At 73.9% G+C, this 23977-nt stretch carries 15 protein-coding genes and 2 pseudogenes; 2 read left to right on the forward strand and 15 right to left on the reverse strand.

The window, feature by feature from the left end; translation table 11 throughout:
• Positions 1–15: 15 nt before the first annotated feature.
• The 6 genes and pseudogenes from AB0A74_RS00510 to AB0A74_RS00535 all read right to left on the reverse strand — a co-directional run bounded on the left by AB0A74_RS00510 (position 16) and on the right by AB0A74_RS00535 (position 9522).
• Positions 16–3735 (reverse strand): hypothetical protein, encoded by a 3720-nt coding sequence (locus tag AB0A74_RS00510; protein WP_358246734.1) that lies wholly within the window; start codon positions 3733–3735, stop codon positions 16–18.
• A 79-nt stretch (positions 3736–3814) separates the two neighbouring features.
• Positions 3815–4708, reverse strand: a pseudogene (locus AB0A74_RS00515) (alcohol dehydrogenase catalytic domain-containing protein).
• Between the two features lie 6 nt (positions 4709–4714).
• On the reverse strand, positions 4715–6223 hold the full coding sequence (locus AB0A74_RS00520; RefSeq protein ID WP_358246735.1) for a pyridoxal-dependent decarboxylase: 1509 nt from the start codon (positions 6221–6223) through the stop codon (positions 4715–4717).
• Positions 6220–6762 carry a DUF6875 domain-containing protein gene (locus tag AB0A74_RS00525; protein WP_358246736.1) on the reverse strand — a complete coding sequence of 181 codons (543 nt, stop codon included), beginning with the start codon at positions 6760–6762 and terminating at the stop codon, positions 6220–6222. Before AB0A74_RS00525 ends, AB0A74_RS00520 begins: the two co-directional genes overlap by 4 nt.
• Complete coding sequence (locus tag AB0A74_RS00530) at positions 6759–7301, reverse strand: EF-hand domain-containing protein (RefSeq protein ID WP_358246737.1); 543 nt, start codon at positions 7299–7301, stop codon at positions 6759–6761. Before AB0A74_RS00530 ends, AB0A74_RS00525 begins: the two co-directional genes overlap by 4 nt.
• Positions 7302–7392: 91 nt before the next feature.
• The gene (locus AB0A74_RS00535) at positions 7393–9522 is read right to left on the reverse strand and encodes a hypothetical protein (RefSeq protein WP_358246738.1); all 2130 of its coding nucleotides are present in this window, start codon (positions 9520–9522) and stop codon (positions 7393–7395) included.
• 158 nt (positions 9523–9680) lie between these two features.
• Between AB0A74_RS00535 and AB0A74_RS00540 the strand changes: the two genes are divergently transcribed.
• Positions 9681–12989 carry an NERD domain-containing protein gene (locus AB0A74_RS00540; protein WP_358246739.1) on the forward strand — a complete coding sequence of 1103 codons (3309 nt, stop codon included), beginning with the start codon at positions 9681–9683 and terminating at the stop codon, positions 12987–12989.
• An 18-nt stretch (positions 12990–13007) separates the two neighbouring features.
• On the opposite strand, the pseudogene AB0A74_RS00545 reads toward AB0A74_RS00540, so the two are convergent.
• Positions 13008–13781: pseudogene (locus tag AB0A74_RS00545) on the reverse strand (aldo/keto reductase); the annotation flags it as partial.
• A gap of 71 nt (positions 13782–13852) precedes the next feature.
• On the opposite strand from AB0A74_RS00545, the gene AB0A74_RS00550 reads away from it, so the two are divergent.
• Positions 13853–14212: a winged helix-turn-helix domain-containing protein gene (locus AB0A74_RS00550; RefSeq protein WP_358246740.1), complete on the forward strand. Its 360-nt coding sequence runs from the start codon at positions 13853–13855 to the stop codon at positions 14210–14212.
• Between the two features lie 339 nt (positions 14213–14551).
• On the opposite strand, the gene AB0A74_RS00555 is transcribed toward AB0A74_RS00550, so the two are convergent.
• From AB0A74_RS00555 to AB0A74_RS00590, 8 genes are read right to left on the reverse strand one after another with little or no spacing between them, the layout of a single operon-like run.
• Positions 14552–16324 carry a proline--tRNA ligase gene (locus AB0A74_RS00555; protein WP_358246741.1) on the reverse strand — a complete coding sequence of 591 codons (1773 nt, stop codon included), beginning with the start codon at positions 16322–16324 and terminating at the stop codon, positions 14552–14554.
• Positions 16311–17093, reverse strand: coding sequence for an aldolase/citrate lyase family protein (locus AB0A74_RS00560; RefSeq protein ID WP_358246742.1), 783 nt, complete (start codon positions 17091–17093; stop codon positions 16311–16313). Before AB0A74_RS00560 ends, AB0A74_RS00555 begins: the two co-directional genes overlap by 14 nt.
• Positions 17090–18676, reverse strand: a complete 1587-nt coding sequence (locus tag AB0A74_RS00565; protein WP_358246743.1) for an Ldh family oxidoreductase — start codon at positions 18674–18676, stop codon at positions 17090–17092. The genes AB0A74_RS00560 and AB0A74_RS00565 overlap by 4 nt, the downstream gene beginning before the upstream one ends.
• A 2-nt stretch (positions 18677–18678) precedes the next feature.
• A complete protein-coding gene (locus AB0A74_RS00570) occupies positions 18679–20223 on the reverse strand; it encodes a hypothetical protein (RefSeq protein ID WP_358246744.1) in 1545 nt (514 codons plus the stop codon).
• Positions 20216–21589: an AMP-binding protein gene (locus AB0A74_RS00575; RefSeq protein WP_358246745.1), complete on the reverse strand. Its 1374-nt coding sequence runs from the start codon at positions 21587–21589 to the stop codon at positions 20216–20218. Before AB0A74_RS00575 ends, AB0A74_RS00570 begins: the two co-directional genes overlap by 8 nt.
• 14 nt (positions 21590–21603) lie before the next feature.
• Positions 21604–22266, reverse strand: a complete 663-nt coding sequence (locus AB0A74_RS00580; RefSeq protein WP_358246746.1) for a hypothetical protein — start codon at positions 22264–22266, stop codon at positions 21604–21606.
• Entirely contained in the window at positions 22263–23450 is a 1188-nt protein-coding gene (locus AB0A74_RS00585; protein ID WP_358246747.1) for a hypothetical protein, read from the reverse strand. The genes AB0A74_RS00580 and AB0A74_RS00585 overlap by 4 nt, the downstream gene beginning before the upstream one ends.
• A complete protein-coding gene (locus AB0A74_RS00590) occupies positions 23447–23884 on the reverse strand; it encodes a cupin domain-containing protein (RefSeq protein WP_358246748.1) in 438 nt (145 codons plus the stop codon). The genes AB0A74_RS00585 and AB0A74_RS00590 overlap by 4 nt, the downstream gene beginning before the upstream one ends.
• Between the last annotated feature and the right edge of the window lie 93 nt (positions 23885–23977).

Below are 23977 nucleotides of genomic sequence, written 5' to 3' on the forward strand. Positions count from 1 at the left end.
GGGTCGGGCGCGCGGCTACGCGTTCGGGCACGGCGGCTCGTAGGGCAGGCCCGGCAGGTGACGGGCCCACTGGTCGGCGGTGATCCGCGGCTGGGCGGTGGCGCAGATCAGGGCCGCTGCCCGGTCGAGGCCCGTCTCCTGGAAGTGGATCGTCCCGTCCGCGCCGGCGGTGGCCAGGGTGTGGCCGTCGGGGGTGAACGCGGCGGCCTCGACGGTGTCGGTGCGCCGGGGCAGGACGGTGACCTCCTCGGCGGCCCCTCGACCGGTGGTGCGCCACAGCCGGATCCGGTGGTCGCCGCCCACCGCCGCGACCAGGTCGCCCGCGACCGCCACGGTGGTGGCCGACGCGTCGCCCAGGCGGGTGTCGGGTTGGCCCGGGCCGCTGCCGGGGGCCAGCCAGAGGCCGTCACGCCCGGCGGCGACGACCAGGTTGTCGTTGCGGTCGAACGCCATGACGCCGGGTTCCAGCGGGGAGTTGTTCGACGTGCCGGGGTCCTCGCGCCAGTCGGGTCGGCTGAAGCGCATGACGCCGTGTCGGCGGTGTCCGACGACGACGGTGTCCCCGGCCGGCGTGAACACCGGGGAGAGCACCGGGAGTCCGATCCCGGACGTCTCCAAGGCGTGGTGCCACACCGCCTGCCACGTGCCGGTCTGCCGAACCGTCACCGTGCCGGTGATGTCGCCGCCGACCAGGAACCGGCCGTCCGGGCTGAACGCGACCCCGTACGCCGCCTGGAGCCCGGTCGCGACGGTGGCCAGCCGCACGGGCCGGTCGGGATCCGTCACGTCCCACGCGGTGGTCTGGTGCGCGCCGACGCTGGTCACCACCAGGCGCGCGTCGGGGCTGAAGGCCGCCGTCACCGCCTGGTCCGGGCCGACGCGCCCCACCGGCGCGTCCAGCGGCACCGCCCCGCCCAGCCGGCGCGGTCCGGCCATGCGGTGCAGCCGGAAGGACCCGTCGGCCAGGCCCAGCACCGCCAGGTCGCCGCGCGGGCTGAAGCCGAGGAACTCCACGCCGGTCGCGGTGTGGTTGGCCACCGCGTCACGCACGTCCACCACCCGCACGGTGTCGCGCGCGTCGTTCCACGCCACCAGGACGCCGTTGTCGAGCACGAGCTGGTCCTGCCGGGTCGTTTCGCCGGCGAGCGCGGCGATCCGCTTCGGGTGGGCGGGGTCGGTCAGGTTCCACAGCCGAGTGGTGCCGTCGGTGTCCGCGGTGGCCATCGTCGCGCCGTCGGAGCTGAACGCGACACTCGTCGCCGAGGGGGAGGCCAGGGTGTGCAGCAGCCGTGGTGTCGCCGGGTCGGCCACGTCCCACAGCCGCACCGGCCCCGGCCCCCACGTGGCCGCGACCCGGCCGTCGGGGCGCAGGTCCCCGGAGAAGTCGTCGGACAGCACCACCGCCGGGCCGCCGTCGGCCGGCCGCAGGCTCAGCCGGGCCGCCCGGCCCTCGGCGCGGTCGACGACCTCGCGCGCCAGCACCCGGCTGGGCGTGGCGGTGCGGAGTTCCAGGACGTCGGCACCGGGGTCGAGGAGTCGGGTCGGCCGGTCGGGGGCGGACGCGTCCCAGTCGTACAGCCCTTTGTCGGTGCCGATGAGCACCCGCGTGCCGTCGGACCGGAACGCCAGGGACAACGCGTCGCGGCTCTCGGTTCGGGCGACTTCCTTCGGCTGGGCGGCGTCGGCGAGGTCCCACAGCAGGACGTTGATGCCCTGCTTGGCGGCCAGCAGCGTGCCGTCGGGGCTGAGCACGGCGGCGGAGACGCCGTCGATCCGGCCCGATCGGGTGGGGCGGTGCGGTTCGCGGATGTCCCACAGGGTCGCGGCGTCGTCGGCGACGACCACCAGCCGTCCCGCCGCCGCGTCGACCGCCCGCACCGCCTCGGCGTCCGCGGGGATCAGCGCCGTGCCGGGACCGCCGGCCGCGCCGAGCACCGCCGCCCGCGTCTGGGCCGACGGCGCCAGCCGGTGGGCGGCGAGGGCCAACTGGGCGGCCAGGGCCGGGTCGGTGGTGCGCATCGCCTCCGCGACACCGACGACCTCGCGGACCAGCGCCGCGTTGCGGGCCTCGGTGGCGGCGCGTTGGGCCTGCCAGGCGTAGCCGACGGCGCCGGTGGCGAGCAGCAGCAGCACCGCCAGCAGCGCGACGACCTGGCGCAGCCGCCGGGTGCGTCGCCGCTCGGCCGTGTGCACGGCGTCCTCCGCCGCGACGCAGGCGGCCAGGAACCGCGCTTCCACCGGGGTGAGCTCGGCGTCCCGGCCGGCCGCCCACTCGCGGGCCAACGCCAGGCGGGTGCCGCGCAACAGCGCGGAGCCGTCGTGGTCCAGGGCCGTCCACGCCCGGGCGGCTTCGGTGAGCATCCGCTGGACGCGCAGGCCCGCGCGGTTCTCGGCGATCCAGCCCCGCAAGCGCGGCCAGCCGCGGATCAACGCCTCGTGGGCCGGTTCGACGGTGTCGCGGTCGACCACGACGAGCCGGTGTTCGGCGAGGACGGCCAGCACCTCGGCCGCCCCGGGCCGGTCGAGTTCGGCGCGGGGGACGCGGCGCTTGGTGTCCTCGGTGCCCTCGCCCACGGCGATCAGCCGCAGGAACAGCCACCGCGCGACCTCTTGGTCGGCTTCGGACAACCCGGCGTGCACCGCCTCGGCGCTGCGCGCGACCGCGTGCTCCAGACCGCCGGTCTGGTCGTAGGCGTCCAGGGTCAGCGCGACGCCTCGACGCCGTTTCCACGTCTCCAGCAGGGCGTGCGACAGCAGCGGCAACGCGGCCGGTTGTCCGGCCGCATCCGCGACCAGCCGGGTGACCAGCGCGTTCTCCACCGTGCAGCGCACCGCGAGGGCCGGCTGGACGATGGCCCTGCGCAGCTCGTCCGCGCTCATGGGCCCGACCAGCACCTGGCCGCCGTGCAACGCCTCCACCAGCTCGGGGTGCCGACCGCAGTGCCCCAGGAAGTCCGCCCGCACGCCCAGCACCACCCTGGTCCGGCTGCCGGGCGCCGTCGCGGCGGTGACCAGCGCGGCCACGAACGCCTCCCGCTGCCCGTCGTCGTGGCACAGCGTGAACAGCTCCTCGAACTGGTCCACCACCAGCAGCAGGTCGTCCGACTCCGTGGCCAGGGCTTGGCGGACGCGCAGGTGCAGGTTCTCGCGGTAGGTCGAGAACTCCCGCTCCAGCGCGGCCGCGGGCTTGCCGCACCACGCCCCGACCCGCTCGGCCAGTTCCCGCACCGGTGCGGCCCCGGGCGTGAACACCACCACCGGGCCGGGCGCGGCGGCGGCCACCCCGGCCCGCAGCACCGACGACTTGCCCGAGCCGGACGCCCCGAACACGCCCACCAGCCGCTGCCGCCCGACCAGCTCGCGGATCGCCGCGACGAGCCGCTCCCGCCCGAAGAACCGGTCGGCGTCGCGCGCCTGGAACGCCCGCAGCCCCACGTACGGCGCGTCGGTGTCCGCGAGGTCCGGCGGCCGGTCGGCCACGGCCAGGGCCCGCCAGCGGGCTTCCCACTCGGCGACGTCCCCGCCGCACGCCCGCACGTACGCCACCGTCACGGCCAGACTGGGCAACTTGCGCCCGTTGGCCGCCTCGGACAGGGCCGCCGCCGAGAAGTGCGCGCGCCTGCTCAACTCCCGGTAGGTCGGATCCCCCGCACCCGCCCGCAGCTTCCTCAGCCCCGCCGCGAACGCGACCAGCTCGCCCGCGTCCTCGTCCAGCGGAGTTTCCCGTCGCGGCACCGCCGCCCCCCTTCGTCGACGGGAGCGATTGTTGGTCGGCGGTTGTTCAGCGTCCACCGGGCGAGGGCGAACAACGCGGTCAGGGCGTGATGAGGACCTTGAGGCTCCTGCGGTCGGCCATGGCGCGGTAGGCGTCGGGGACGCCGTCGAGGTCGGTGGTGGTGTCGAAGACCCGGCCCGGGTCGATGGTGCCGTCGAGGATGGCGGGCATCAGTTCCCCGATGTAGGCGCGGACCGGCGCGGGGCCGCCGGCCAGGCGGAGGTTGTGCCGGAACAGGCTGCCGAAGCCGATTGGGCGTCCTCGTACTGCGGGACGCCGACGCGGCTGATCACACCGCCGGGTCGCAGCACGCCGACGGCCTGGTCGTAGGCGGGCCGGAGGGCCGACGGCTTCTTGGACGACGGGGGTGCCCCGCCCGCCGGTGAGGTCGCGGACGGCGGCGATGCCCTCCTCGCCGCGGGCGGCGACGACGTCGGTGGCGCCGAACTCGCGGCCCAGGTCGGTGCGCTCGCGGTGGCGTCCCATGAGGATGATCAGCAGGGACGGGATGAGCGCCGAGTCCGGCGCGACGGGCAGCTTGACCAGCGTGCCGTCGGCCAGCGGGACGCGGATCGCCTCGGCCTGGCCGCCCTCCTCGGGCTCGCCGTCCCAGAACCCGGGCTGCGGGTGGGCGCACGAGGTGTGCAGGCCTTCGCGGCAGAACGCGCAGGTGTTGTCGGAGATGGCGAACGGCGCGACGACCAGGTCGCCCGTCGCGACCTCCGCGCCGGTGTCCTCGACGATCCCGATGAACTCGTGCCCCATCCGCGCGGGCCGGTCAGCCGGGGGCATCGATCCGTAGGGGTGCAGGTCGCTGCCGCAGACGCAGGACGCGGTGATCCGGACCACCGCGTCGGCCGGGTGCTTGAGGACGGGGTCCGGGACTTGTTCGACGCGAACGTCGCCCGCGCCGTACATGAGGGTGGCACGCACTCGCGCCTACACCGCCGAACCCGGCACGACCTCGGAAGCACGGCTGGAGGTGTTCACCAGCCGGGCGGCGACCCGGTCGCAGGCCTCCGGTGGGTGACGGTCGAGCACGTCTGCCGCGGTGGTGCTGATGAGGTGCCAGGCGTCGTCCACGTGGGTGGCCCGGGTGGCGGGTCCGCCGGTGGCCAGGCGCAGGGTGTGGCGGCCGTGGACCCGGGTGTCGCTGAGCAGGACGCGGCCTCCCGCGTTGAGGCGGTGCAGGAGTTCGGCGTTGACCGCGTCCGGGGCGCGCAGGCGGAAGCAGACCAGGCTGAACGGGTGGGGTGCGGCGATCTCGAAGCGGTCGTCGGCGTGGACGTGGGTGGCGAACCGTCGGGCGAGGGCGATGCCGTCGCGGATGTGGGTGCGCAGGCCTTCGGCGCCGTAGCAGCGCAGCACGGACCACAGCCGCAACGCGCGGGAACGGTGGCCGAGTGGGATCTGGCGGTCGCGGAAATCCACGGCGGCGGTGCCGCGCAGGTAGGGCGGCGCGGTGGTCATGGCGGCGGTGAGGGCGTCGGGGTCGGCGACCCAGAGCGCGCTGCAGTCGAAACCGGTGAGCAGCCACTTGTGCGGGTTGACGCTGTAGCTGTCGGCCAGTTCGACCCCGTCGTGGATCCACCGCGACTCCGGGCAGACGGCGGCCACACCGGCGTAGGCGGCGTCCACGTGCAGCCAGACGCCGTGCTCGCGGCACAGCCGGCCGATGGCGGCGATCGGATCGACGGCGGTGGTGGAGGTGGTGCCGATGGTGGCGGCGACCATGACCGGGACGCGGCCCGCCGCCAGGTCGGCCTCGACGAGCGCGCGCAGGTGGTCGGGGTCCATGGCCAGGGTGTCGGGGTCGGTGTCCACGAGCCGGAGCGCGGCCTCGCCCAGACCGGCGACGCGGACGGCTTTGGCGATGGAGCAGTTGCCTTCGGTGGAGGTGTAGGCGGTGTGGCGGCCGTCCACGCCGTGCCGCAGCCATCGCCGTCCGCCACGCCGCCACAGCGCGGCGGCCAGCGCGACCAGCACGCCGCCGGACGCGGTGTCGCCGAGCACCCCGTTGCCGCGGAAGGCGGCGGGCAGGCCCAGCAGCTCCACCAGCCAGTCGCAGACCACGGTCTCCAGTTCGACCAGGGCGGGGTTGGCCGACCACAGCATCGCCTGCGGGTTGAGGCCGGCGGTGAGCAGTTCGCCCAGCACGGCCGGGGCGGAGGTGGTCATGGGGAAGTGGCCGAGGAAACCCGGGTGCTGCCAGTGCGCCATGGCCGGCAGCAGCAGCCGGTCCACGTCGGCCAGCACCGCCTCGAACGGTTCGGCCCGCTCCGGCGCGCGGTCGGGCAGTGCGGCGGTCACCGCGCCGGGTCGGACGTCCGGGGTGACGGGCAGGTCGGCCAGTTCGGTCCAGTAGCGGACGATGCGGTCGACCACGGCGTAGCCGTGCCGCCGGAACTCTTCGAGGTCCATGTGCGGGTCGGGCCGGTTCGGCGTCAACGGGGTGCTCCAGCTCCGAACCGGGCGCGGTGGGCGGCCAGGTGCTCGGGGTCGTCGGTCAGGAAGGGCAGGTCGGAGGCGACCATGCGGCGCACGGCCACCAACGGCACCGGGCTCCACAGTGGACGGAAGTCGGGGTTGCGGACGCCGCGGGCGGCGGGCGGGCCGTCGTGGAACTCGCCGACCATCAGACCGTCCCGCACGAACGCCGTCTTGCACCGCCGTTGTGCCCGCTCGATGTCGTCGGCGGCGACGCGCGGCAACGCGATGAGCAGCGCGTGGTGGAGGTCGTCGGGGGTGGTGCGGGCGCGGAACCAGTGCCGGTAGTGCTCCACGAGCCCGGCCACGTCCTGGACCGGGTCGCCGACCACCGCCGTCCACAGCGCACCGGCGGCCACCGCCGCCGGGACGTACGGGCACACCGGCCCCGGCCGTCCCAGCCGCGGGTGGGTCCGGCACAGGTACTCCCGGACCCACGCCGCGACCAGGTCCACGACCTCGCCGCGCGTGCCCCACGGGACGGGGGCCGCCGGGCTCACGCGTGGTCGAACTCGTGCCCGGCCTCGTCCGCGGTGTAGAAGGTCACGGCCGTGTCCAGCACCTCGGCCAGGGTGACCTCGCCGTCGCCGTCGGCGTCCACGTGCTGCGCCTGCTGCTCCGCGCACTGCGCCGTGGCGCCCATGGCCACCAGCACGTTCGCCCATTCGGCCAGGTCGACGGCCCCGTCCCCGTCGGTGTCGGCGACGGCCACCACCGCCTGCGCCCACGGCAGGACGATCCGGGTGAACCCGTCGCGGTCGCCGAGCAGCTCGGTCCGCGCGGCGTGCACGAACTCGGCCTCGCTGATGGTGCCGTCGCCGTCGGTGTCGGCGATGTCGGCCAGACCCCGGAAGAACGCCCGCGCGCCCTCGACCAGCTGCATGCCCTCGGGCGAGTGCGGCCCGCGCCCGCAGGCGGCGAGGACCGCGTGGGCCATGCCCTCGAAGTCGGCCACGTCGATCCGGCCGTCGTGGTCGCGGTCGAAGGTGGCGAAGCGGGCGGACATCTTGGCGGTGTAAGCGTCGTTGATGACAGTCATGACCCGCACCACACCAGACCCGCTACCGCACCGCCGGTTCGACGGCGGCCCTGTCACCCGGAGCGGTGGTGGATGACGCCCGATCGGGAGGTCACGGCCGGGTGCGCGGGCGTCGGCCGGGTGGTGTCGGGTCGGGTCCGGTGGTGTCGACGTCGAAGAACGTGATCGGGCTGATCGGCCCGAGGTCGCGTGCGCTGAGTCGTGCGCCGGCCTCGACGTGGGCGTGGGGGCCGGCGGCGTTGCCGGAGGTCCCGGTGCGGCCGACGGGTTGGCCCGGCGCCGCGGTCCCGTTGATCCGCACGTCGTCGGCCACGTGGGAGAGGTGGGTGAACGTCACCCGCACGGTGATCCGCTCGCTGCCGCGGTCGTAGTGGTAGTCGATGCTCACCTCGCCGCCACCGGGGCGGTCCACCGGGACCGGGCTGCGGTAGTCGGCGTGCCGGCCGCTCATGGGCTGCAGCGGGCCGGCGGAGCCGGTGGCGGAGGCCAGGAACTCCTCGACCGCGCGTCCCAGCCCCGGATCGGTGCTCAGGGCCGCACCGGTCGCGTCCTGGATGGCCGTGACGACCGCGGCGGAGCGCGCGGACGGGACCAGCGCTCGGGACCACGCGGTGTCGCCGGGAGCGCCGGCGTCCACCGTCCCCAGGGCGTGGCGCAGCGACGGGAGTTGGGGGAACTGGCGCTGCAACTGCGGGTCCACGGCCCGGGCCAACCGGTCGCGCAGCTCGGCTCGGCGGGTCTCGACGGTCGGGGTGCCCGGCGGTGGCGCGGAGTCGGCCGAGGCGGCGACGGTGTCGCGGTAGGCCAGGGCCGCGAGGAACCGTTCCGGCGCCGGGTGCCGCTCCGGCGAACCGCCGGTCAGCGCGCCGTAGTGGCCGGAGCGCAGGCGGAGGTGGACGCGGGTCGGGCCTTCGCGCGGCACGTCGGCCAACGCGCGGCGGTAGGCGGGGTCACGGGCGGACGCGGCCCGCAGGCTCGCGATGAGGCCGGCCCGGAAGTCGAGCCCGAAGTAGCCGGCGGCGACCTTGGTGGCGAAGTCCTGGGCCGGGCCGCTGCGGTCCACCCAGCCGAACCGCGCGTCGTGCAGCCGGAAGTCGTCGCCGACGAGTCCGACCGCGCTCGCCTGGAGCGATTGCGGGAGCAGCACCGTCACGGTCGTCCCGGTGCCGCCCGAGATGTCCACCGCGCCGGGGCCGTGGCCGCGGTAGGTCGTCATCCGCGGTCGCGCGGTGCCGATGCCGGTGACGCGGAAGTCCCGGATGCCCTGGTTCTGCGCCGCCATCACCAGGCCCACCATCGCCTCGCGCGACGCCGGCGCCGGCGGTCGGGCCAGGCCGCGCGCCACCAGCGCCTCGAACGCCGTCCGGTCGGCGTCGGTGGTGCCGGTCAAGCCGCGCAGCTCGGGCGACAGGCGATCGCGGCGGGCGGTGCGCGACCGGTCGATCGCGGCGCGGGCGTGCCTGATCCGGTCCGGGCCGTCGTCCTCGCCGGTGGCGAACTCGGCGAGGTCCCGGCTCGCCTGCTCGCCGGGCGGGCGTTCGGGGTGCGGTTCCAGCCGGGCCAGGCGGGCGTCCGCCTCGACCTCGTACCGGGGTGTGTGGGCGAGGGTGGCGAACCGCCGTCCCGCCTCGGCCAGGAACCGCGCGTGCGCCTGCGGGGCCGCCCCGGCCATGCCCGCCGACAGGTCCCCGAGCCGGCCGATCGACGTCCTCGCCTCGCGGAGCGCGTCGGTGAACGCCCTGCGGCCCGGTCCGAGCAACCGCCGCGCGTCCGCGCCCAGCGCGTCGTTGCGGTGCTGCCGGGCCCACGTCTGCACGGCGGCGGTGTAGACGAGTTCGTGGTAGGCGGCGAGCAGCCCGTCCACCGCCGTTCGCGCCCGACCCAGCCACGCGTCGGTCCGCGACGCCAACAGCGACGACACCTCCGCCACGCGCGCCGGGTTGCCGCGGACGTAGTCACCCAGGGCCGCCCGCGCGGGCCCCACCTCCCGGTCGCCGTTCAACGCCGCGATGTAGGCGTCGACCAACGCGACTTCCTCCTGGGTCGGCTGCCGCTGCACCACGAACGACCGCGCCACCCGCGCGGCGACCACGTTCCCGGCCTGCCGCTGGATCCGGGCGACCAGCCCCGCGACCCCGCCGAGCGCGGTCGCACCGGCCCGCGGCACGGCCTCGGCCGCCTCGACTCGCACGCCGACCGCCTGCACGGGTTCCCGCACCATCCGCCCACCCTGCGCGAACGGGCGCATGCGTTTCCAGAGCCGCGGGTGTGGCTGTGGGGGAAGGGAGCGCTGCCCGGTTCGTCGGCCGGCCCGCGCAACGGCGTTGACGTCCGTGGTCGATGCCACCATGGTCGTCGGGGACGTGGAGGGGAGAACGTGTGGCGCGGCGGGACGAGTGGTGGTGGTTCCAGGAGGAGGTGTCGCCGTTTCGGTGGGAGCAGGACGCGCTTGAGCACGTCAAGCGGTCGGTGCGTGGGGAGTGGCCGTATCGGGCCTGGGCGACCTTCACGTTCACCGCGGTCACCGGGCGGGTCAACGAGTGCGACCTGCTGATCGCCGCCCCCGGTGGGCTGTTCCTGGTCGAGATCAAGTCGCATCCCGGCGCCGTGCGGGCGCACACCGGCAACTGGCGGTTCAACGACGGCGGTACGCGGCGGGCGTTGCGCAACCCGCTGCACCTGGTGGACCGCAAGGCCAAGGAGCTGCGGGCGGTGTTGGACCGTGCCGCCGGGCGGCTGGGTGTGCCGGACCGGGTGCCGCGGGTGGAGCCGGTGGTGTTCCTGTCCGCGCCCGGTCTCGTCGCGGACATGGACGAGGTGCAGCGCCACCGCGTCTACGCCCGCGACCGCGAGAGCACGGGCTTGCCGTGGCTGTGGCGCGACCTGCTCGGCGTCGACGGGACCGAGGTGTCCCCGGGGTTCGCCCGTGACGTGCTGCCGGACCTGTTGGCCGAAGCCGACATCGGGGCCGCCACCGCGCACCTGCGCTTCGGCGGCGAGTGGGAACTCGACCGCAGACCGCTCAACGCCGGCGTCGACTGGGAGGACCGGCTCGCCCGGCGCGACGGCGACATCGTGGAAGAGGGCCGGCTGCGCGTCTACCTGTCGGCGGAGCAGGCCACACCCGCGGCCAGGCGCGCCGTCGAACGGGCCGCCGAGCGGGAGTACCGGCTGCTGCAACGGATCGTGCACCGCGGTGTCGCGCAACCCCTGCGCTTCGGGCCGCACCCCGGCGGCTGGGCGATCCTGTTCCGCCACAACGCCTCCGACCTGCGCCTGGACGACTACCTCGAACTGCGGGAACCCACGGTGGCGCAACGGCTGGACCTGGTGCGCCAACTCGCCGAGGCGGTCCACTACGCGCACGGGCACGCGTTGTGCCACCGCGCGTTGTCCGCCCGGTCGGTGTGGGTCAGCGCGGACGAGCGGCCCGTGCTGCGGATCGCGGACTGGCGGTCGGCGTTCCGGCTGGCGCAACCGGCGGCGTCGGTCGGGCACACGGTCGCGGTGTCCTTCTCCGACCCGGACGACCCCTACCTGGCGCCGGAGTCGGAGATCCCGGGCGCCAACCCGGTCGCGCTGGACGTGTTCGGCCTCGGTGCCATCGCGCACCTGGTGCTGTCCGACGAGGAACCCGCGCGGGGGCGCGCGGAGTTGCGGGACCGGCTCGCGGTGGAGGAAGGGCTGCGACCGCCCCGTGGCGTGCCCGAGGGGTTCTCCGACCTGGTGTTCGACGCCACGCGGACCGACCCGCGCCTGCGGTTGTCGGTCGACGGGTTCCTGCGCCGCCTGGACGCCCTCGAACGCGAGCACCTGGCCACCGACCACCTGCCCGCCGTGGACCCGCTGGTGGCCCGGCCCGGCCAGTACCTCGAACGGCGGTGGCTGGTCGAGCGCGTGCTGGGCACCGGTTCGACCGCCCGCGCGCTCCAGGTGGCGCGCACCGCCGACGACGGTGGCGTGGACCGGCGGGTCTTCAAGGTCGCGCTGGACGAGGGGCGGGCGGCCCGGCTGCGGGCCGAGGCGGACGTCCTGCGGCACGTCGGCGGTTCCGGTGTCGTGCGGCTGTTGGCGGGTCCGCGCGAGGTGCACGGGCGCACGGTGCTGGAACTGGAGTACGCCGGGACCCGGTCGGTCGGCGCACGGCTGCGCGCCGAAGGCCGGCTGGAACGCGCCGAGCTGGAGCGCTTCGGCCTGGACCTGCTGCGCGCGCTGGCCCACCTCGCCGCCGAAGGCGTGTTCCACCGCGACCTCAAGCCGGACAACTTCGGGCTCCGCGAACGCCCGGGGTCGGACCCGGAGTTGGTGCTGTACGACCTGTCGTTGAGCGATGCCCTGCTCACGGAGGTCACCGTCGGCACGGGCGGCTACCTCGACCCGTTCCTCGGCTCGGCCCGCCGGCCGCTCTACGACGGTCACGCCGAGCGGTACGCCGCGGCGGTCAGCCTGCACGAGATGGCGTCCGGCGTCCTGCCGGTGTGGGGCGATGGCGGCACGCACCCCGGCGCGGTGCCGGCGGACCGGCCGGAACTCGCCACCGACCGCTTCGACCCGGAGCTGCGCGCCGGCCTGACCCGGTTCTTCCAGCGGGCGTTGCACCGCGACGCCGCGCGGCGTCACCCGGACCTGCCGGCGATGGAGGCGGCGTGGCGCGAGGTGTTCCCGACCCGGCGGCGTTCGGTGGCCGCCGGGCTGCGATTACCCGTTCCGGCGTGGACACGGGGTCGGGCGCCGGTCGGGCTCGTCGCCGCGGTGTTGCTGGCGTTGTCGGCGGTGTACGCGTTCGCGGCGTTGCAGCCGCCCCGGCCGATGATCTGGACCGTGGTGACGCCGAGCGTCTCCAAGGTGCCGCCGAACGGGCCGCCGCGTCCGGTGTCCGTCGAGGACCCGCAGATGACGTTCACGATCATCAGTCCGCCGGGCGCGTTCGTCGCCGACACGGGGATTTTCGGTGGTGTGCAGTCGGAGTCGCTGTACTACGACGCCGGGGCGCGACACCTCGCCGCGAACGTGAAGCTCTACCCGCCGGGCACGTTCGACCGCACCGCCGTCCTCGGCCGGCGCGCGTTCACCATCGGCCCGCGCACCGCGTTCCACCTGCCCGACCTGCCCGACCCGCGTCCCCGTTCGGGCTGGACGTACCCGACGCCGGCGGTCGTGGTGCAGTACGGCGGGGACACGTGGCTGGTGGTGCGGGGGTACGCGTGGTCCGAGCGGGACGAACTGGTTGACCTGGCGGGTCGCGTGGAGGTCGGCGCGCGTCGGCAGCTCCGGTTCCCGGTCCGGTTCGGGTACGTGCCCGGCGGGTTGGCCGTGTGCGGCGCGTATGACGGGCTCAGCGACCCCTGGCGCGGCGCGAACGACGGTTGGCGCGCGTACCTGCACCTGTGCGACGACAAGGTGGGTGAGTCCGCCACCGGTTACGGCGAAGCCGTGGTGATCGACCTGTCCTCCGCGAACCTGACCCCGGCACGGCCCGCGTGGGACACCGACACGACGGGCCACACCACTCCTCTGGAGGGCGGTCTCGTGGTGGACTGCGGCGCGTTCGGGGCGGCGATCGTCGTCCGGGCGTCACACCGCTCCCGTTACGCGGAAGCCGACCTCGAACAGATGGCCCGCTCACTGGAGATCCGGGACCTCGGCGACCCGACGACGTGGTTCACCGCGGCCGAGGCCATCGGCTGACCGTCGAGCGGCGGCGTGTCACGCGGCGCGGTCGAGGCGTTGCCGCTGGTCGGCCGTCAGCTCCAGGGACACCCCGGCGATCGCGTCGTCCAGTTGCCCGACCGAGCTGACGCCGACGATCGGTGTGATGTCGAGGTCACCGCCGGTCAGCCAGGCCAGCACGACCTGGTTGCGGTCGGCTCCGGTCTCGGCGGCGACCTGGTCCAGCACGGCGAGGCGGCGGGTCGTGCCGGGGTGGTCGTATTCGGCGGGCAGGGGTTTGTCGGTGCGGGTGTAGCGGCCACTCAACAGCGGGGTGTACGCCCACAGCGCCAGGTCCGGGTGGTGTTCGAGGTAGTGGACCACCTCGTCGGAGACCTCGCCGAACCGGTGCACGACGGTGGGCCGCGTGCCGGGGAGCGGTCGTAGGTAGGTGTGGTGCTGCTGCACGGCGGTGAAGCCGACCCGGCCGCTAGCGCGGGCGATCTGGCGGGCCCGTTCGACCTGCCACACGGGGTAATTGGAGCCGCCGACCCGGCCCACCAGGCCCGCGGACACCAGCTCGTCGAACGCGGCGACCGTCTCCTCCAGCGGTGTCACGGGGTCGGGCTTGTGCGCCCAGAACAGCTCGACGTGGTCGGTGCCGAGCCGCCGCAGGCAGGCCTCGATCCCGTTCTTGACCACGCCCGCCGACAGGCCCTCGGCCGTCTCCGGGAACCGCCCCGCCTCGGTCGGCTCGCAACCCACCTTGGTGCTGATCCGCACCCGGTCCCGCACGCCCGGCCGACGGGCCAGCCAGCGGCCGAGCAGCTCCTCGCTCTGCCCGCCGAACCCGCTCGGGTGCTCCCAGAACGAGACGGATTAGTTTCACATGGGCGACGCCCGTGGACGTCGGCGGGCGGGCACCCCTGCACGACCGGCTGGCGCACGCGCTGCGAGCCGTGATCCGGGACGGCAGGTTGGCCGAGGGCGACGCCGTGCCGCCGAGCCGGGCGCTCGCGGAGGAGTTGGGTTGCTCGCGCTGGGTCGTGACGGAGGCGTACGGGCAGCTCGTCGCGGAGGTTCCCCCCCGCGGGGCAGCTCGGGGTGGTGCTTGTTCCGCCGGCGCTCCTTGGCCTGGAGGGCGTTCTCCTTCCATCAGGTGGGCGCTGTCGGCCGGCACGATCCGCGCCAGCCCTCCCGCAGAGCCCTCCGTGGCGTACAGCGGGCCGCGCCAGCCGTTGCGAGCCGGCACCGGCAGGTAGCCGCAGGTGTCGAGGTGCGCGTGGGGTGAGCACGGCCGCGTCGAGGCGGTCGAGCCCCAGGTTCAGCGGCCGCCAGGTTGCTCGCGGAACGCACGGAACACTCGCCAGGAACCGCGTCCGATCACCATGCCGGACTCCCGGTCACCCGCCCCCTCAGGCCGCCAGGGCCTCTTCGCCCCGCCGCATCCGTCACGGCGTCCGTTCGTGAACGTCGAGACGTACACGGCCTGCGGTACCGATGTCACGTGGTAGCCGGGGAACGGATGACATGTGCCATCGCCGGACCCCGGAACCACCCGTTCGACAGGCTCGCCGCCCGTCTCCGGCCGAGAGGCCCGCTCAGCCGGTGATCGCCGCGACCACCTCGTCCACCTTCACGACCCGGGTCTCGCCGGTCGCGCGGTCGGTCAGCTCGACCTCGCCCGTCACGAGGCGCCGCTTGCCGACCGTGACGCGCAGGGGGAATCCGATCAGTTCGGCGTCGGAGAACTTCACGCCCGCCCGCTCGTCGCGGTCGTCGATGACGACCTCAACGCCCGCGGCCAAGAGGTCTTCGTAGATCCGGGTACCGACCTTGCGGGACTCCGGGTCGTCCATGGCGGCGACCACCACGCAGACCTCGAACGGGGCGACCGCGCGGGGCCACACGATGCCCTTGTCGTCATGGTGGGTCTCGACGATCGCGGCGAGGGCGCGCTCGACGCCGATGCCGTAGCTGCCCATGATGATCGGGACCCGCGCGCCCTCCGCGTTCAGCACGGTGACGTCGAGCGCCTTGGTGTAGCGGTTGCCGAGCTTGAAGATGTGGCCGACCTCGACGGCCTTGATCATCTCAAGCGCGTGCCCGCAGCGCAGGCACCGGTCGCCCGCGGACACCTCGCGCAGGTCGGCCCAGCGGGTGACGGCGATGTCGCGCTCGACGTCGACGCCGCGCAGGTGAAAACCGTCCTTGTTGGCCCCGGTGGTCATCGCGCTGCCGGTTCGGAGCAATTCGTCGGCCAGCACCGGCACGTCGGTGACCCCGACGGCGCCCAGGCTGCCGGGAGGCGCGCCGAGCAGGGCCTTGATCTCGTCCAGGTGCGCGGGGCGCGCCGCGAGGGCACCGGTGAAGTCGAGCAGCTTCTGCTGGTTGAGCTGGTGGTCGCCGCGCAACAGGACCAGGGTGATCTGCTCGTCGAGCACGTGGACCAGCGTCTTGATCTGCCGGCTGGCCGGGACGCCGAAGGCCGATTCGAGTTCCTCGATGGTGGCGACGCCCGGCGTGGCGAATTCCTCCACCTCGGTCGGGCCGGTGGCTTCCGCGGCTTCGGCGGGTGCCGACGTCGCCTTCTCCAGGTTGGCGGCGTACCCGCACTTCGTGCAGTGCACGACGAAGTCCTCGCCGGCCTCACAGGGCGACATGAATTCCGTGGAGTTCGAGCCGCCCATCGAGCCGCTCGACGCGTCGACCGGAATGGCTTTGATGCCCAGCCGGGCGAAGATCCGCTCGTAGGCTTCGCCGTGCTTGCGGAACGATTCGTCCAATCCGTCCTCGGTGAGGTCGAAGCTGTAGGAATCCTTCATCGTGAACTCACGGGTGCGCAACAACCCGGATTTGGGTCGCGGTTCGTCCCGGAACTTGGTCTGGAACTGGTACCACGACTGCGGCAGGGCTTTGTAGCTGAGCAGTTCGCTGGCGAGCACGGTGAAGATCTCCTCGTGCGTCATACCCAGCGCCAGATCGGCGCCCCGCCGGTCTTGGAGGCGGAACATCTCCTGGCCCATGATTTCCCAGCGCCCGGACCGCCGCCAGATGTCGGCGGGGTGCATTCCGGGCAGGAGGAATTCCTGCGCGCCGATCCGGTTCATCTCCTGCCGGATGACCTCGATGATCTTGGTCCGGACCCGGACGGCGAGCGGCAGCAGCGAGTAGTGGCCGGCCATGAGCTGTCGGATGTAACCCGCGCGCAGCAGCAATTGGTGACTCGGTGCCGTGGCCTCCGCCGAATGCTGCCGGAGGGTCGGGATGTGGAGTTGCGACCAACGCATCGGGGAGCTCGTTTCACTGTCTCGGATCGGTGGATGACGCCGGCATCGTATCGCTCGGTCCTCGACCGGGTCACGCCGGTGCACGCAAGGAACCCAGTGCGTCGAGGAGGCCTTCCCGAAAGATCTTCAGTTCATTGCCGATGGCGATGAATCCGAAGCCCTCTCGGATGTACTGCCTGGCCAGTTCCCGGCTGTAGGCGAAGATTCCCGCCGTCTTGCCGTGCCGGGCGGAGGCGGCGAGCACACGGGCCCGGGCCTCGTCCACGACCGGGCCGTCCATGACGCCGGGTTGCCCGTAAGCGCACGCGAGGTCGCCCATTCCAATGAACAGGGCATCGACCCCCTTCGTGGCGGCGATCTCGTCGGCGTTGCGCACCGCTTCAGGCGACTCGATCTGCACGATGCAGGCGACGGCGTCGTTGGCGCGGGCCAGGTACCCGGGCACGTCGTGGAAGTAGTCCGAAGCCCGCACCGGGTTGACCCCGCGGGTGCCCTGCGGCGGGTACCGGCACGCCAGCGCCGCCGCGGCGGCCTCCGCGGCGGTATCCACCTTCGGCACCATCACCGCGGACGCGCCCATGTCCAGCGCGTGCTCGATCAGGTGCTGCTGCGCCCAGCTCACCCGGACGACCGGGACGCAGTCGGAGTGCCGCAGCGCCTGCATCAGGTGCAGGGCCTCGCGCTTGGACATCGGCGCCGCCTCCATGTCCAGCACCACCCAGTCCAGCCCGGTGCTCGCGCACGCCTCGGCGACCATGCTGTCGCCGCCGAGCAGGAAGATGCCGATCGCCGGCGCGGGCCGCCCGCCGGCGGGCTCCAGCGCCGACCTGGGGTGCGGTAGGTGGTTGCTCACGGGGTGCTCCTCTCCAGGGCGATGCCGTCGATCGACTGCCAGAGGGCGACCGGGACGTCGATGGCGTCGGGGAGGTCCCGGCCCGCGGGCCCACGGCCGGGCAGACGCGGGCACTGCGACCCGGTCGCCGGGACGGCGCGGAGGTGCCGTTCGATCCCGCCGAGTGCGGCGGCGACCTCGTCGAGCGAGCGTCCGAACACCGTGGCCGGGAACGCCACGAACACCCCGCCGTTGCCGGGCGGGCCCGGTGCGCCCACGTGCCCCGCACCGCCCACGGCCCCCGCCATCGCCTCCACGAACGCGGCCAGGGCGTGGCCCTTGTGCGAGGCCGGACCACCCAGTGGGGTGATCGCCGCCCCCGGTGGGTCGGTGTAGAGCAGGGCGGGATCGGTCACCGGCCTGCCGTCCGGATCGGTCAGCAGTCCGGGCGGCAGGTCGTCGCCGGCCGCGAGCGCCGCGCGGACCCGGCCCTCGGCGGTCGAGCTGGTGCTCATGTCGACCACCACCGGTCCGGCGTCACCGCCGGGGCAGGCGAGCACGACGGGGTTCGTCGCCCACCGGCCCACCCAGGCGCCTTCCGGGGCGACCTTGGCGCCGTGCCCGGAGTAGTTTACGAAGCCGAGCAGCACCAGCCCGTGCGCGGCCACCCTCCGAGCCAAGGGGCCCAGTCTGCCCAGGTGCCCGGCGGCCCGGACGGCGACGGTGGTCGCGCCGGCGACGAGTTCGTCGGCGACCAGCGCCCGGACCGACACGCCGGGCGCGCGCCGGCCGTCGACCACGACCGCCGACCCGCCGGTGCGGTAGGCGACCGGGACCGCCGCAGGGTCCAGTTCGCCCGCCGCGATGGCCGCCCGGTACTCCGGCACCCGCAGCAGCCCGTGGGACGGCTGGCCGTTCCGCTCGGCGTCGACCAGGTCGGCGGCGGTGTCCGCAGCGACGGACGCGGGCATCCCCGCCGAGCGCAGCACGGCCCGGCAGACCTCCTCGGCCCGCGCCACCCCGACCCGGACCCACCGGTCGGCCCGGGGCGGCGGCCGCACGGACGTGTGCGACATCCGAACCGTGCCGGCGGGCAACTCGAGGGCCTCGGCGGCGGCGATGCGGTCCACGACGCCCTCCAACGGCACACCACCGGTGTCGACCACGCGGACACCCGGCACGCCGGGCACCTCCGCGTCCAGGAAGACCCAGCTCAGCCGCCCGTCCGCGTCCTGCACCTTGGTGTCGGCCCGGATGCGCGCGACGAGCACGTCGGCAGGCGCCCGCAGCCCGTACCACGCCCACGTCAACCCGGGGTCGGCCAGCAGGTCGCCGAGCGGGTCGAGGGCGCGGCCGGGCAGCAACACCCCGGAGAGCACGACGACGTCGGCGCCCCAGTCCCGGTAGGCGGCCAGGCACATGCGGACGTTGCGGGCGATCAGCTGGTACGTCCGCTGCTCGGCGGCCCACGGGTACACGTCCGCCATCGCGTCGGTGTCGATCAGCGCCGCAGGCACCCGGTAGCGGCGCACCAGTCGCCGGCCGACCTCCGTCTTGCCGACGCCCGGAGCGCCGGTCACCACTACGACTCGAACGCAGGACATGGTCACCTCCGCGCGGACACGAAGGCCACGGCCGTGGTGGGCCGCCCGCTGACGACGCAGGGCCTGGGCTCTGCGGCCCGCCGCAGCCCGAGCACCTCGCCGAGGCCCCAGGACGCCACTTCCTGCACCGACCGGCGGTCGGCGGTCAGCGGCAGCACGGCGACTGCGCGCCCCGCCAAGACTTCCTTCGCCGAGTCCCGGTCGGCCGCCGCCCGGCAGCGGTCGGTCACGAATCTCCGGACCCGCTGCAGGTAACCCGCGCCGACCTCGGCGAGGGCACGCGCCAGCGCGTCTGCCAGCGTGTCGAGCCGTTCGGGCAGCAGGACGGCCTCCGCCCGCGTGTCGGCCCGGACGACGACCACCTTGACGCGTTCGCCCGGCGCCCGACCGGCGTGCAGGTAGAGGCGCAACGGCACGCCCTGCCGGCGCCAGTCCCGGTGTGCCCTGCCCACCTCGTCGCGACCGACCGGGAAGGACGACCGGCAGCGCACGCCCCGCCGATCCAGGGCCGCGGCCAGTCGCCGGGCCGCCGCCTGCTCGTCGGCGTCGCCGCCCGCCATGGTCAGCGCGACCTGCGTGGGCGCCAGGTCCGGGTGCACCAGCAACTCGCCGTCCGCGTCCATGCCGAGCATGAGGTGCATCAGCAGCAGGCGGCGGGTGAGCGCGCCGGTGACGTGCCAGGTGTGCACGCGCCTGCCGTGCTCGCGGTAGGCCACGTCGTACACCGTGGAGAAGCGCTGGCCTTGCCGGTAGACGCTGGCCACCTGGATGGTCGAGCCTCGCGGCAGCGGCACGTCGCCGCCGATCGTGACCTCGGCGACGGCGGCGTTGTTGGTCCACGGCGGCCGCGTCGCCCACAGCACCGGGACGTGCAGCGCGGCGGCGACCTCCCGGCACATCGCGAACGCATCCCCGAACGCGGCGTGCGCTTCGCGCTCCACGGCGTGGCATGACTGGAACTCGAAGACGTCCAGTGCCTCGATCCCCCGAAACACCCCGCGGCCGGGCCGGGCGGGCCGGTAGTACCTGGTCCGCCGGTAGCTTCGGATGGGCAGGTCCGACCGGTGCCGCACCACGCGGGCCCAGTGCGTGTACACGGCGGCCTCGCCGGTGGGGGTGAGCACCATGCGCTTGCGCCCGGCGGCCCAGTCGCGGTCGTCGCCCGCCGACACCAGCGCGTTCTCCAGCGGCATCAGCCGCCTGGTCGGCTCCAGCGCGGTTGCCGGCACCAGCAGCGGGTAGTCGTACTCCTCATAGCCGTGCGCCTCGTAGCGGTCACGGACGACCGCCTCCATCCGCCCGAGCAGCCGCATGCCGAACGGCAGGGTGACCGTGGCCCCGGGCAGGTCGATGGCAGAGGTGTCCACGACCCCGGCCGCGTGCAACCACGTGGTGAAGTCGCCGAGGTCGAAGCGGTCGCCGGCCTCGGTCAACGGGCGCGCCACGTGCGCGGGGCAGGGGCGCCAGTCGAACACGGCGGGGGGCGGTGGCGGTGGCGGCGGCATCGCCTCGTGTGCGACGAGCACGCTCGCGTCCAGCTCATCCACTGCGCGACCCTTCCGTCGCCGACCCCAGTTCGCACACGCAGAGCCGGAACTTGCCCGTGGGCGAGTCGGGCATCCGGCCCACCGCGTCGAACGCGATCCGGAACGGGTAGCCGGTGTGGTGGTGTATCCGGTCGGTCAGCTCGGCGGTGGTCCGGGCGCTCAGGCCGTGGGGGGCGTAGACCCGGATGTCGAGCCGTTCGGGCTCGCGCTGAACGACCTGGAACCAGTCCACCTCGGGGAACCGCATGAACAGGTACGAGAACAGGTACGCGTCGACGTGGGCGCCGGTCGGCGTGCGGATCAGGTCCTGCGACCGGCCCGCGACAGAGGTCATGGCGGGATAGGGCAGCGCCGCGGCCTGGTCGCGCTCCACGGGGGCCGCCAAGTCGCTGGTCTCGTACCGCAGCAATGGCATCGCCCGGTTGTTCAGCGTGGTCACCACGACCCGCCCGGTCTGCCCCGGCGCGCACGGCCGGTCCTCGTCGTCGAGGAACTCCACGTAGACGTTCTCCGCCTGGATCAGCATGGGCCCGCCGCCCGGTTGTTCGTGGGCGACGATGTTGGTCTCCCGCATCCCGTACTTGTCGTAGACCTGGCATCCCAGCACGGAGCCGATGCGGTCACGCAGCGCCGGTGGCAGCGGCTCGGAGGTCCCCTGGACGGCCCGCAGGCCCGGGACGCGCACGCCGCGCCGCTGCGCTTCCTTGGCGATGAGGTGCATGGCGTTGGAATAGGTGCTGATCAGGGTTGGCTCGAGGCGGACCAGCGCGTCGAGGACGCCCGCGACCAACTCCGCTGAGAGCCGGAAGGTGTTGAACTCGCGACGGTTGGTCAACAGGTTCTCCAGCCGGTCGACCGCCTGCTTGAACGACCAGTAGATCTCCGAGCCCCACAGCAGCGCGAACGGGTCGCCGAGTTGCCAACCCGCGCACCACTCGTAGGTGCGCAGCTGGTGGGCGCGCATCCAGATCCGAAAGTCCAGGTCCTGCTGGAACTGCGCCCGGCGGCCGGTGGACCCGCTGGAGAAGTTGGTCTGCACCGTGGCCCGGTCGGCGGTCTCGGACAGCAGCCCCGCCTGCTCGCGGATCAGCACCTCGCGGGTGAGCAGCGGCAGCCTGCGCAGGTCTTCCGGGGTGTCGACGCCGCGCAGGCCGCGCTCGGCCATGACCCGGCGGTAGTAGGGGACGGTGCGGTAGGCGTGCGCGACCACCGCTTGGAGCTTCGCGAACTGCAAGGACTCGATCGCCGCGGGCGACAGCTCCTGGTTGGCTCGCAGCTCGTCCAGCCTGCGCCGCACCGCGGACCTGCCCCGCAGGCGCTGGCTGCTCCAGTAGGCGGCTTGGGCCGCACGCCGAGGGATGCGCATGGTCGACCTGGCTTTCAGCGGGAGTGCAGACGGCGGTAGCGGTCAACGTCGAGGGGCGGCCCGTCGCGGATGCCATGCCGGCCCAGCCAGTGAGCGCGGCGGCGGAGCTCCCGCTCCAGCGATCCGCCGAACCACGCGGCCAGCACGGCGGAGTGGCTGAACGAGTCGCGGTCGTCCTCGATGTCGAAGTTGGCGTCCCAGTCGTAGAAGTACACGCTCCGACCCCGGTCCAGCGCGTCGTGGACCTCTCCCACCACGGCGTCGGGCACCAGGCGGTCCAGCAAGTGCAGGTAGGTCGGCAGGTAGATCAGGTAGCGGGCGGTGACCAGGTCGACCGTTCGGCCGCCGAAGCAGAACAGCGAGGCGCTGTAGTCGTAGTCACCGGTGCGCAGGCTTTCCGGTGGCCGTTTCCGGGCGGGCAAGCGCAGCATGTCCGGGTCGGTGACGCCGTCGACGAGCTTGAGGCCCTGCCAGACGCTCTCCACCGAGCAGGCGAACCGGTCCGTCCCGGGCACCGGGATGTTCCGGCCCTGCTCGAAGTGGAAGGGGTTGAGGCAGCGGAACCGACGCATCGACGCCGGCGCGGCGTCGGCGGTGTCCACGGCCAAGCCGGGTCCGGCGGCCGCGGCCTCGCCCTCGTGCCGGGGCACCGCCAGCGCGCTTCCCCGGCCGGTCACCGGGCACCCAGCCGAGTGAGCACGGCGTCGGCGTCGGCCCTCGCGGTGGCGAGGTCGAACTCGACCCATCGCGGCCGCTCGCGGGTCGGCGAGCCGAGGACTCCGGAGGCCCGCAGGGCGTCCAGCTCCGCCTGCCCGGCGACGCAGCGAACCCGGCCGGCCCGGGTGTACACCTGCATGGCGTGGCTGTGGTGCACCAGTGTCCACTGTGGTCTGGATGTCGTGTAGGCGTTGCGGCGCGCCCAGTCCACGATTCGGATGCCGGCCGCGTTCGCCGCCTCGCGGAGCAACGGCGGGATGTCCGCGAACGGCACCACCACGGCGTAGGCGCCCACTGCCGCGTATTCGCGCAGCTCGTCGGCGCGCGGCAGGTCGGTGAGGTAGACGACGATCGGGCCGTCGCGCGGCACGGCGGGCGGTGCGCCGGCGCGCAATGCCGCCGCCAGTTCCCAGTCCCCGCTGTCCTGCGCGCGGGCCAGCGGGTGCGCGGTGGTGCCGCTGCCCGGAATCGCGAGCACAGCCAGGCTCCGCTCGGCGTCGCCGGCGACGGCGGCCTGCATCGGGGACAGCCAGTCGGCGTGAGTCTCGAACGGCCAATCGTAGCCCAGGTCCTCCTTCTCCAGCATGAGCGTGCTCATGTTGTGGGCGTTGAGCGGTTCGACCAGCGCCTCGTTCTCCACCGTGAAGCCCGCCTCGCGCAGGAAGCGGTCCCGGCGCGGGTTGTTGCTCAACAGCCGCACGGCGTCGACGCCCAAGTGCCGCAGGATCACGGGCACCGCGGCGTAGGACCGGGCGTCCATCGGCGCACCGAGCCGGGCGTAGACGGCGTCGGTGTCGAGGTTCTCCTGCTGGCGCAGGGCGTAGATCGCGAAGTGGGCGGCGGTGCCCAGACCGCGGGCGTCCTGGTCGACCGCGTAGAGCAGCAGCCCGCAGCCCCGCCGGGCGAAGCTCGTCATCGCCGCCTCCAGCTGGAACCCGCAGTCGCACTGGGCGGACCGCAGCACGTGGCCGAACAGGCAGGCCGACTCGATGCGCAGTGGCACGGGGCCGTCGTGCAGGTCCCCGGTCCACGCCGCCACCCAGCGATCACCGGCGAAGTCGAAGTGCCACAAGCGGAATGTCGTCGCTACGGGACCATAGCGCAGCGGGAGCACGGCCGGGCCGGTGATCGTCGGAGGCGTCACTGCGCCACCGTCTGCGCGTCGCGCACGACCACCATGCGGGTGGTGGAGTCCACCTCGTGGTGTGGGGCGCCGAACGCGAGGAACTCAAGCGGGTGGGCGTCCACCGGCCCCCGCACCCCGTGCGGGTAGTCTGCGGGCACGTAGACGCTGTCGCCGGGCTCCAGCACGTAGTCGTGGCCGTCGATGTGCAGACCGCCCGTGCCGCCGAGGACGTAGAGGATGTGCGCGCCGGGGTGCACGTGCAGCGGGAACGCCGTGCCGGGCTGCATGACGATCCGGTCCACGCCCACCGGCAGTCCCGGCAACGCCTCGGCCCGCGCGCCCGACACCCCTGTGATGTCCTCCAGCCGCACGCCCGAGTCGTCGTACATGGCGCGGCACAGGCCGTCGAGCAGGTTGACGATGTGGTTTTCGGCCTGGAACTGGGGTTCCACGGCGGAACCTCCTTCCGTTGGAGCACCGAGAACGGCCTGGGTCCGATGGTCCTCGACCGGGCGACGAGGGGTCAACGCTGTCCGAGTCGACCT

Source organism: Saccharothrix sp. NPDC042600 (assembly GCF_040647305.1).
Taxonomy (GTDB): Bacteria; Actinomycetota; Actinomycetes; order Mycobacteriales; family Pseudonocardiaceae; genus Actinosynnema; species Actinosynnema mutabilis.